Here is a 9,060-nt window from a genome sequence, read left to right on the forward strand (position 1 = left end):
CCTGATAAGGATGAGGCCACAGGTTCAAATCCTGTTAGCCCCACCAGCGAAAAGACCCCCAGTCGATAGCGGCTGGGGGTCTTTGACATCTACGGCTGACATCAGCCGATCAGCGGGTCTTCCAGTAGCTCGGCGAGCATGGATACAGCTTCGCGCTCCCCGTCACCCACAACGTGTGTATAGACATCCATGGTCATGCTGATCTGGCTGTGGCGCAGGATCGCCTGAGCGACCTTGGGGTGAACCTTCAGAAACGCGAGCAGGGTGCCGCAGGTGTGCCGGGCGAGGCGGACCGTGATGCGGCGGACACCGGCCCGAGTCACCAGCCGGTCGAAGGTCCGGGAGAAGCCCACCGGGTCGGTCAGGCCGCCACGCTCCGACGAGAAGATCACGTCGTGATCCGGCTCCTGGGTCCAGTCGTCACCCACGATCTTCCGTTCCAGCTCTTGCAGCTCTCGGCGCTCCTCCAGGGCGCGAGCGCAGAACTCAGGCAGCGGCAGCACGGCCTGTGAGGACTCGGTCTTGAGGTCCTTCAGGACCAGGCCCTTGCCCTTCTCGCGCTGCACCTGCTTGACCGGGGTGAACTGGCGGTTCTCGAAGTCGGTGTCCTGCCAGCGCAGCCCCAGCACTTCACTGCGGCGCAGCCCGAGGACGAGCACCAGGACGCCGGCCGCGTAGAAGCGGTGAGCCCGAGCCGACCGCAGGAAGGTGATCGCCTCCCGCGCGTTCCACGGCTTGGCCTTGTCCTTGCTGACCTTGGGCATGTCCACGAGCAGCGCGACGTTCCGCGTCAGCAGCTCCTCGCGCATGGCCCGGTTGAGCGCGTTCCGGAGGATGCGCAGCACCTCGAAGCGAGTCGCGGCGCCGACCTTCTCGCGCTTCAGCGCGGCCATGAACGTACGGATCTGGGCGGGCGTGAGCTTGACCAACGGCTTCTTGCCGAGGTGAGGCAGCAGGTAGAGCCGGACCTTGGACTCGTACTTGGCGTAGGTGTTGTGCTCGCGCTCCGGCTCCACGATGTGCTCAAGCCAGTAGGCCAGCCACTCACCGAGGCTCCACGAGCGGGAGGGCACGGGGACGCCGTTGCGCTCCTGATCCTGGAGCTTGCCAAGCTTCTCCGCGGCTTCGTCGTACGTGGCGCCGTACACGAACTTGCGGACACGGTGGCCGTCCGTGTTGGTGACGTAAGCGGCGCCCTGGTAGCGACCGTCCTTCCGCTTGGTGATCGTGCCCCCGCCGTTGGGACGACGCTTGGCCATCAGGCAGCCTCCTCGTACTGAAGTCGCGAAGCGAGGTACACGCGCAGCCCCTCCGCCGGAATGCGGCGGCTCCGGCCAATCGTGAGGGAGGGCAGACGGTGTGTGCGGATCAGGTCGTAGACGGTCGTACGGCCGACCTTGAGCCGGGCCATGACCTCAGAGACGGTCAACAGCTCGTCAGTCATCCCAGTCCCCTGTGTCGTCGGCTTCGAGTTGGGCCCGGTACTCGCGTGCGGCTTCGCGGTTGTGCTGGATGTCGCGGCGGATGTTGGCGGCGAGCCAGGACTCACCGGGTGTGGCGCCGTGACCGGCGTAGGCCCACTGGGCGACGACGAGGACGGTGGCCTCGGGGTGTTCGTCGGGGTCGGGCAGGCCGAGGGAGGCGCGTTGTTGGGCGGCGCGGTAATCGGCGCGGACCTGGCGTAAGGCGCCGAGGGTGGTGGAGTAGCGGCGGGACTTGGTGGAGAAGTGGCCGCGGAAGCCGAGCATGTGAGCCCACGCGCGGAGCCGCCGGTCCGGGTAGGCGGCGTCGAGGTCCATGCAGGCTTCCATGAGCCGCCGGGGGTGGTCGGGCACGTCGAGGAGGACGAGCGCTTCCTTGTTGCCCACCCGGTGGTCGACGCTGCCGGTGGTCTCGGCGGCTTTGGTGGCGTACTTGGCGACGTAGGCGGCGACGGCCTGTTCGGTCAGTTCCTCGCCCTGGCCGAAGGCGCCGATGGGCTGGACGTCGAGCTGGGTCCCCCAGGCGAGGGTCACGTCCTGGTCGACGCCGTAGTCCGGGGCGGCGGGCACGACGACCTGGACGCGGGCGGCTGCGGCCCGGATGGCGTCGGTCAGCAGGTCGAGTGTTGCCCAGGCGGGCGGCGGGGTGTCGGGTCCTGCAGGGCCGTCGAAGCGGACGACGGCGTGGAAGTGGACGGCGCCACGCTTCTGGTACTCGGCGACCTTGCCGAACGACACCCGGGACTGCTCGCGGGCAGCTTTCTGCGTGATGCCGGCGCGAGCGGCGATCTCCCGGCGGAGGTAGATCGTGAAGTACCGCCACAGCTCAGAGGCGTGGTTGTTCCACAGCACTGCGCCCGCGTAGTCGTACGTCTCAGGGTTGAGCGGGGTGCCGAGTTCGGGCGCGTCCTCCTGGTGCTGTTTTCCGCAGCGGCAGGGCCGGGTGCCGGGCCGGTTGTGAACGGGGCCGAAGGACGGTGCGGTGAGGGTGGCGAAGACGCGGGGGTGGTCGCGGATCGTCTCGGGGGTGCCCTTGTCGGGAGCGCCGACCAGCCCGGCGCGGATCAGGTGGTAGGTGTCGCCCGCGTAAGTCCAGGCGCAGGCGGGGCAGCGGGAAGCCCGCCGGTTGCCGCAGGCGACCCGCAGGACGCCCCCGGGTTCGGCATCAGTCGTGTAGGCGTGGAGCACGGTCTTGGTGGCCGGGTCGAGGAGCTTGGTTCCGCCGGACAGGCGGATGGGTGCGGCGCATCCTCCGGTGCGGCGGATCTGGTCGGTGAGGCGGTCGAAGCCGGGGGACCCGGCCACCCGGAGCAGATCGCTCAAGGTGGCCGGGTCCAGGCCCGCCGCGGTGGCGGTGTCGGTCAAGGCGGTCACTTCCCGGCGCGGACGAGGGCAGCTGGGATGGTGTGGCCGACGCCCCGGCACGTCGGGCAGTCGACGCGGATGGTGTCCCGGGTGCCGTTGGCCGAACGGAGGCCGGTGGTGATCGTGGCGGTGGCGAAGCCGTCGCAGTCGCGGCAGACGCGCGGGGTCGAGGTGGTCTGGGGCATCATGAGCTCTCCCTTTCGGGTCCGTTGGATCTGGATGGGTGCAGGCGCCCGGGGCGGCGGAAGTTTGGCGACCGAGGCCGCCCCGGGGGCCGTTCAGCGCTTGTGCAGGTCCTTGAGGAGCAGGCGCAGGACGACCGCGATCATGGCGACTGAGATGCCGGTGATGGCGACGGCGAGCAGCAGCGAGACGAGGACGGCGCCGACGACCAGGACCACGGCACCGCCACCGGCTGCGAGAGCGATCGCGCTGCCGGGGGTGAGCTGAACCGTCGATCGGGCCGGGGCGACCGGCACCGGAGCCTGAGCGTGGGTGGTCGGCGTCACGGCGGTGGTGTGCTCGGGCGCCGGGTGGTGCGTCGGGGTGGCGGTGTCCGGGGTGGGGTACTTGGGAGTGAACACGGGCTTAGTCCTCTCAGGCCTTGCAGCGGTGGGTGCGGGCAGCGAGTTCGGCGGCGGCTCGGGTGTTGTAGTCGGCGGAGAAGTCGCAGCCGGGGGCGGTGCACACGGCGGTGTGCTTGGTGCGGCCTCGGCCGTTGTGGTGGGTGCCGACGCTCACCGGTCCGAAGCGGGCGACGTTGTAGAAGCGGTTCGGGCGCACGGTCTCTCCTTTCGGTTAGGCGAGTTGGAGGGCGATCGAGTCCGCCAGGGCGGGCGGGACGCCGAGGCGAGCGCGGAGGGTGGCCGTGTCGATCGGGGTACCGGTCTGGGCGTGGTGGGCGTCCGCGATCTTTCTGGCGTGGTCGAGCAGCGCGGGCGGAACTGGCACGGCAGGAGTCGAGGGAGCGGACTCCGGCGGAGCTTCCTTGGGAGCTGGATCGGCCGGCGGCAGCTCGGGAGCCGGTTCCGGGGCGCGCTCCACGGTCAGGTCCGGTACATCGGGTTCGAGGTCTGACTCTTCGATGGGCTGCGGCTTCGGCGATGGGCCGGGTGCGTGGACGAGGAGCGTGCCGCCGAGGAAGGCGAGGGCGGGCCATCCGGCGACGAGGATGCGCAGCCAGGCCGGGACGTTGTTCATGTCGAGCATTCCGGCGGTGGCGACGTTCGCGCCGAGTGACGCGGTCAGGGCGATGGCGAACCAGAGCCAGGCATCGCGGTTGCCCCCATCCGTGCGCATCCGGCGCCAGGCGGCGACCATCAGCAGGTCGACGCTGACCGGGTAGGCCCACGCCTTCCAGCCGTCCTGTCCAGCCGCGGCCGCCAGGTCGTGCAGGTGGGCGAAGGACAGGGCGCCTGCGATGACGGCCTGGATGAGCACGGCGTCGAAGCGGAGAGTTCGGAACACGGTTCACCTCCTTTCGGGCATGGGTCGGGTAGGGACCTGGCGCGAGTCGGTCACGCCAACCGGCAGGAAGGGGAGGTCAGTCGGTTGCGGGGAGCGGCTTGAACAGCGGCATCGGCGGGACGGGCTTGCCCGCGATGAGCTGCACCGGCCGGTAGGCAGAGAGGCGCCGAAGGGCCGGGGTCAGGTGCGCGTACTCGGCGCAGATCTCAGCGGCCTTGGCAGCGCTGAGCTCGGGAGTGCGAATCCGGGACCAGCCGCCGGAGGAGTCGCCAGCCACCGCGACACCGGGCCGGTCAGGCGGGATCGTCGTCACCGCGACCACCGCGTCCGGGGCGATGTCACCCAATCCCATATCGGCGGTCTGCTTGTCGTTGACCCGATGGACGACACGGCCGGTGAGCTGCGCGCGAAGGGTGGTGGCGCCCTTGCCGAGGTCGGAGCCGAACCGCTGGCCGCAGACCTCCAGGAAGATGCCGGCCGCGCGAGCCATCTGCCCCAGGCGGATCATCTGCATGACCATCCGGTCCCGCCGTTCCTCGTCCTTCTTCCCCGCCACCAGGAACAGCTCCGCGACCTCGTCCACCAGGACCACGACCGGCACCGGACGCACCTTCTCCGGCAGCGCCCACACATCAGCGGCACCATGCTCGCTCAGCAGGTCGAAGCGCGCTTCCATCTCCTCCACGAGAGCGTCCAGAAGCCCGGCGGCTTCCTCGGGCGTGACCGCGAGAGCCGATAGGCGTGGTGCGTATCCCCGCTGTTCGACACCGCGCTTGCAGTCGATCCCCACCAGGGCGACATCGAGCCGGGCGAGCCCCGCGATCAGGTTGCGCTGATACATCGACTTGCCCGACTGGTTGGCGCCGAGCGTCAGGGCGTGCGGGACCTTCAGGTAATCCCGGACGAACGCCGTGCCGTCCTCCCGCAGAGCGACCGGAACCGTCAGTTGACCGGAAGGGCGACGGCGTGGCATCTTCACCCGCCGCAGGACGTCGTAGCCGGTCATCCGCAGCTCGACGAACCCCGGCTTGGTCTCGATCACGTTGACCGAGTGGACGCCCCAGGCATGCCGGAGCCGTTCGGAGGCGGCCATCACGTCGGCGGGTTCAAGACCGGCCGGAAGCCGGAGCGTGACCCGCATCCCGGTCGAGGTACCCCGCACCCGGCGGATCTTCGGCGGCACGGGCTGAACGTCGCTGCGACGGGCCACGCTGCGCACGAGGAAAGCGCGGAAGCGAGAAGGCTGAACGGTCAACCCGCACACGTCCATCGTGGAGCGGTACGACATCGCGAACCGCACCTGCGTGACCGGCAGCCCGACCAGCGACCAGAACACCCGCGGCGCCCGCACCTTCGCGTAGCCGAGACCACCGGCCCCGGCGAGCGGGAGGCCGACCTCCCATAACGTCGACAGGTCCGCCATGATCAGGCCCCCATCGGCGTGACCGCGACCGCACGGAACGAGATCCCATGCCGGGTCTGGCCGTTGAACGTGTTCTCCCAGTCACGGGCCTTCAGCCCGATCACCGACACCGGCATACCCGGCGCCAGGCCCTCGGGGAGGCCGGTCTCCGGAACGGTCACCTGGTAGAGGTTGCCCTCCCCCTCGTCCGAGATCAGCAGACCCACAGTCGAGAGCCCGGCGCCGGTCTCCCGGTCCACGGCACGCTCACCGGTCTGCTTGCTCACGAGCTTCGGCACGGGGGCCGTGGCCACGAACACCACGGCGGTCGAGGTGTCCACCTTGAACGAAGGCATGGCTTCTCCTTGGAGATGGCAGGAAGGGGCTAGATGACCAACTTGGCCATCCTGGTTGGTCACATCTCGAAGGTAGGAGACATGGCTGGCCATGTCAACAACATGACTGGCATGACTGTCCTGCCTCAGGGGTGTCGCCTACCATCGACCCATGACCTTCGTCCCCGAGCCGCTAGACCCCGACGACGACCGAGCCCCCTACGAGCAGGTGGCCAGCAGCCTCAGCGCTGCCATCCGAACGAGGCGGCTCAGCCCTGGTGAGAAGCTCCCGTCCCACGCGAAGCTGACGGAGCTATACGGGTTCGCCCGGGCAACTATCCAACGCGCACTGCGCGACCTCGAAGACGAGGGGCTCGTGGTCTCCCGCAAGGGCAGCGGCGTCTACGTCCGCAACCGGACCGAGAGGCCGGCGGGGCTGCGGCCGTACGTCGAGCAGGCTTTCGCCAAGGATCAGGTGACCATCGACTTCGCCGGATTCTCCAGCGAGACCCTGCACGGCGCGCTGCAGGAACCGCTCGACAAGATCCGGGTCGGCAGGCTCACCCCGTCGAGCATCACCATGCGGATACTCGTCCCGGACATGTCCGTGCCGCAGGCCGCGCCCGTGCGCATGGAGGACGGGGCCGACGACAAGCGGCTCCGCGACCGCATGCACGACATCATGGTCAGCTACACCCGCAGCATCCGTGACGCCATCGCCGAGTTGGAACACCTCGGCCTGGTCGCCGAGACGCAGATCAGCGTCCGCGTCCACAGCGGCACGCAGTTCTTCAAGCTGTACGTCATCAACAACGAGGACGCGTTCTTCGGGTACTACCCGATCCGCCCCAACAAGGTCGTCGCCCAGGGCGAGACCATCGAGATCTACGACCTGGTCGGCAAGGACACCACGCTCTTCCACCATTCGATCAACGACGGCGAGTCCTCCAGCGGAGCCCAGCAGGTCCAGCAGGCCCGCATGTGGTTCGACAGCGTCTGGGAGACCATCGGAAGGGACTTCGACCTTGACGCACGATGACGAGCTTTCCGGCATCCTGGCGAACGCACGCGTGATCTTCTTCGACTTCGACGGCCCCGTGTGCGACGTGTTCGCCGGACTGCCCGCCCCCCAGGTCGCCAAGCAACTCACCGCGCTGCTCTCATCCCAAGATGCAGCCGCGGGCGCGAAGGCATCCGAGACCGAAGATCCGATCGAGGTCCTGCGCATCGCTCACGAGGCGAACGCCGAGTCCGGCCAGGAGGTCGAGCAGGCACTGACGGCAGCCGAGGTCGAAGCTGTCGCCGTGGCCGGCCCCCCGACGCCAGGGGCTGTGGAAGCTCTGCAAGCCGCGCACGCCGCAGGAAGGGCGGTCGCGGTGGTGAGTAACAACTCCGCTGAGTGCGTTCAGCGCTTCGTGGAGTTGCACGGCTTGGGGGATTACGTCGCGAAGATCGTCGGTCGCCCCACGGGGCAGCCCCACCTGATGAAGCCGAACCCGTTCCCTCTCATCACGGCGGCCGAGCGCATGCACATGGACGTCACGAACTGCACGCTGATCGGTGACTCGCTCACGGACATCCAGGCCGCTCACGCCGCCGGGACAACGGTGATCGCCTACGCCAACAAGCCGCACAAGGCCGACCTCTTCGCCGAAGCGCAAGCCGACGCGATCACCGACGACATGCACGCCATCGCCGACGCACTCACCACGGCGTAGCCGAGGAACAACGGGGGAGCTGTTACAGGTTTCTCTACCTCATCAAGCACCCGGCTGCGCTCCGCTCCGCCGGGCGGGCTTCCCGGCTCCGCTCCGCGCGACGCTCCTGCCTTCGGCCCGCTCCGCGCGCGCTGCGCCGACGCCCGCCCCTGCAAGACGGGATAGGCCCAAGGGCATGAGCCCGAGCCCCAACGGCCGCGGTTCCCTCTCCGTTACCGAGATGCCTCCGGCGGGGGCGCTCAGGCTCCGGGATGGCGGGGGCGCCGTACGCGGGTGCCGGCCGGTGGGGGCTGAGGCGGGGAACTCCCATCCCGTCCGCCACCGACCCAGGACAAGCCGAGCAGACACGGCACCGGGCGTCCAGGTCGTTCGTACAGTGGCGCGCTCCACCTGGACGCCCGGCACCGCGCCCGCTCCACATACGTGTGGGTCGACGGCAGACGGGATGGGAGTTGGGGTGAGTAGTAGGCCATGCAGGTAGCTCCCTGCAGCTCCACCCCAAGCAGTGCCACTGACCGTGGGCGTTATTTGCCGGTGGTATCAGCCAGAGCGCGCCGCACACGAATCCGTGTCTCCTCCGGGAATTCCGAGGCCAGATCGAGCACCCGTGCGCGGTCGGCAGGCGTAACGACCGCGGGCTCCTCCAGATCCCCGATCCAGTCGGCAAGCGTCTCGATGGCGAGCCCGTGCTCACCGGCCCTGAGGAAGTCGAGAAGGTGCCCGCGCAAGGGCTCAGAGTCCGCGCCCATGAGGGACTCGACCAGGTCCCGTACGCGCTTCTCCCACATTGCGTATGACTGCACCATCCCCGCATCCTGGCACGCCGACAGTCGCGTACCGTGACCGCGTGGACGAGGAATCGGTGCTCATCAAGCTCACGCGCGACCAGGCGTTGGTCCTGTCTGACTGGCTATACGAGGTCATGATGCGGTCCGACAAGCTGGACGGCATCGTGCCGGACCGTGCGGTCTGGTCCGGGATCTACGCGATCTCCGGAACCCTCGAAACGACACTGCCCGAGGTCTTCATGCCGGACTACGCCAGCCGCCTGGACGCGGCCCGTCAGCGTTTGCTCGACGCCATGGGTGGCGAAGAGGAAGACCAGAGCCTGTCAAGGCCGCCCTCCGGCGATGACATCAGCGGCTGACACCAACGAGCGCGAATCTTGCCGATCGCTGCCGAACATCAGCGGCAGGCCAGCTGGGGCGCGGAGCGCGTTGGGCGAGGTCCCAGAGTCCCCATGATCGACCTGATAAGGATGAGGCCACAGGTTCAAATCCTGTTAGCCCCAC

The 9,060-nt window shown here is 68.7% G+C and carries 13 protein-coding genes; 3 read left to right on the forward strand and 10 right to left on the reverse strand.

What is annotated here, in order from left to right:
* Positions 1 to 101: 101 nt before the first annotated feature.
* From ACF06X_RS34550 to ACF06X_RS34590, 9 genes are all read right to left on the reverse strand, one after another.
* Positions 102 to 1,259 (reverse strand): tyrosine-type recombinase/integrase, encoded by a 1,158-nt coding sequence (locus ACF06X_RS34550; protein WP_392291295.1) that lies wholly within the window; start codon positions 1,257 to 1,259, stop codon positions 102 to 104.
* A complete protein-coding gene (locus tag ACF06X_RS34555; protein WP_392291296.1) occupies positions 1,259 to 1,444 on the reverse strand; it encodes a helix-turn-helix domain-containing protein in 186 nt (61 codons plus the stop codon). Before ACF06X_RS34555 ends, ACF06X_RS34550 begins: the two co-directional genes overlap by 1 nt.
* Complete coding sequence (repSA, locus tag ACF06X_RS34560; protein WP_392291297.1) at positions 1,437 to 2,846, reverse strand: replication initiator protein RepSA; 1,410 nt, start codon at positions 2,844 to 2,846, stop codon at positions 1,437 to 1,439. Before repSA ends, ACF06X_RS34555 begins: the two co-directional genes overlap by 8 nt.
* Positions 2,847 to 2,851: 5 nt before the next feature.
* Positions 2,852 to 3,034 carry a hypothetical protein gene (locus ACF06X_RS34565; protein WP_392291298.1) on the reverse strand — a complete coding sequence of 61 codons (183 nt, stop codon included), beginning with the start codon at positions 3,032 to 3,034 and terminating at the stop codon, positions 2,852 to 2,854.
* Positions 3,035 to 3,124: 90 nt separating this feature from the next.
* Positions 3,125 to 3,430: a hypothetical protein gene (locus tag ACF06X_RS34570; protein ID WP_392291299.1), complete on the reverse strand. Its 306-nt coding sequence runs from the start codon at positions 3,428 to 3,430 to the stop codon at positions 3,125 to 3,127.
* 13 nt (positions 3,431 to 3,443) lie between these two features.
* Complete coding sequence (locus tag ACF06X_RS34575; protein WP_392291300.1) at positions 3,444 to 3,629, reverse strand: mobile element transfer protein; 186 nt, start codon at positions 3,627 to 3,629, stop codon at positions 3,444 to 3,446.
* A gap of 15 nt (positions 3,630 to 3,644) precedes the next feature.
* Entirely contained in the window at positions 3,645 to 4,313 is a 669-nt protein-coding gene (locus tag ACF06X_RS34580) for a DUF2637 domain-containing protein (protein WP_392291301.1), read from the reverse strand.
* A 76-nt stretch (positions 4,314 to 4,389) separates the two neighbouring features.
* Positions 4,390 to 5,736: an FtsK/SpoIIIE domain-containing protein gene (locus ACF06X_RS34585; protein ID WP_392291302.1), complete on the reverse strand. Its 1,347-nt coding sequence runs from the start codon at positions 5,734 to 5,736 to the stop codon at positions 4,390 to 4,392.
* Positions 5,737 to 5,738: 2 nt separating this feature from the next.
* Positions 5,739 to 6,071 (reverse strand): hypothetical protein, encoded by a 333-nt coding sequence (locus tag ACF06X_RS34590; protein ID WP_392291303.1) that lies wholly within the window; start codon positions 6,069 to 6,071, stop codon positions 5,739 to 5,741.
* Positions 6,072 to 6,222: 151 nt separating this feature from the next.
* Here ACF06X_RS34590 and ACF06X_RS34595 point away from each other — a divergent pair, with 151 nt between their 5' ends.
* Both ACF06X_RS34595 and ACF06X_RS34600 read left to right on the forward strand, forming a co-directional pair.
* Positions 6,223 to 7,089 carry a GntR family transcriptional regulator gene (locus ACF06X_RS34595; RefSeq protein WP_392291304.1) on the forward strand — a complete coding sequence of 289 codons (867 nt, stop codon included), beginning with the start codon at positions 6,223 to 6,225 and terminating at the stop codon, positions 7,087 to 7,089.
* Entirely contained in the window at positions 7,076 to 7,768 is a 693-nt protein-coding gene (locus ACF06X_RS34600; protein ID WP_392291305.1) for an HAD family hydrolase, read from the forward strand. The genes ACF06X_RS34595 and ACF06X_RS34600 overlap by 14 nt, the downstream gene beginning before the upstream one ends.
* Before the next feature lie 524 nt (positions 7,769 to 8,292).
* Here ACF06X_RS34600 and ACF06X_RS34605 read toward each other — a convergent pair.
* On the reverse strand, positions 8,293 to 8,574 hold the full coding sequence (locus tag ACF06X_RS34605) for a MafI family immunity protein (RefSeq protein WP_392291306.1): 282 nt from the start codon (positions 8,572 to 8,574) through the stop codon (positions 8,293 to 8,295).
* Positions 8,575 to 8,615: 41 nt separating this feature from the next.
* On the opposite strand from ACF06X_RS34605, the gene ACF06X_RS34610 reads away from it, so the two are divergent.
* Positions 8,616 to 8,915: a hypothetical protein gene (locus tag ACF06X_RS34610; RefSeq protein WP_392291307.1), complete on the forward strand. Its 300-nt coding sequence runs from the start codon at positions 8,616 to 8,618 to the stop codon at positions 8,913 to 8,915.
* Positions 8,916 to 9,060 lie beyond the last annotated feature (145 nt).

The organism is Streptomyces sp. NPDC015346, from assembly GCF_043078785.1.
GTDB lineage: Bacteria > Actinomycetota > Actinomycetes > Streptomycetales > Streptomycetaceae > Streptomyces.

Excerpts from the sequence above, each read along its gene's own strand:
- ACF06X_RS34565 (WP_392291298.1), bottom strand. The coding sequence starts at position 3,034 with ATGATGCCCCAGACCACCTCGACCCCGCGCGTCTGCCGCGACTGCGAC.
- ACF06X_RS34595 (WP_392291304.1), top strand. The coding sequence starts at position 6,223 with ATGACCTTCGTCCCCGAGCCGCTAGACCCCGACGACGACCGAGCCCCC.
- ACF06X_RS34590 (WP_392291303.1), bottom strand. The coding sequence starts at position 6,071 with ATGCCTTCGTTCAAGGTGGACACCTCGACCGCCGTGGTGTTCGTGGCC.
- ACF06X_RS34555 (WP_392291296.1), bottom strand. The coding sequence starts at position 1,444 with ATGACTGACGAGCTGTTGACCGTCTCTGAGGTCATGGCCCGGCTCAAG.
- ACF06X_RS34550 (WP_392291295.1), bottom strand. The coding sequence starts at position 1,259 with ATGGCCAAGCGTCGTCCCAACGGCGGGGGCACGATCACCAAGCGGAAG.
- ACF06X_RS34605 (WP_392291306.1), bottom strand. The coding sequence starts at position 8,574 with ATGGTGCAGTCATACGCAATGTGGGAGAAGCGCGTACGGGACCTGGTC.
- ACF06X_RS34585 (WP_392291302.1), bottom strand. The coding sequence starts at position 5,736 with ATGGCGGACCTGTCGACGTTATGGGAGGTCGGCCTCCCGCTCGCCGGG.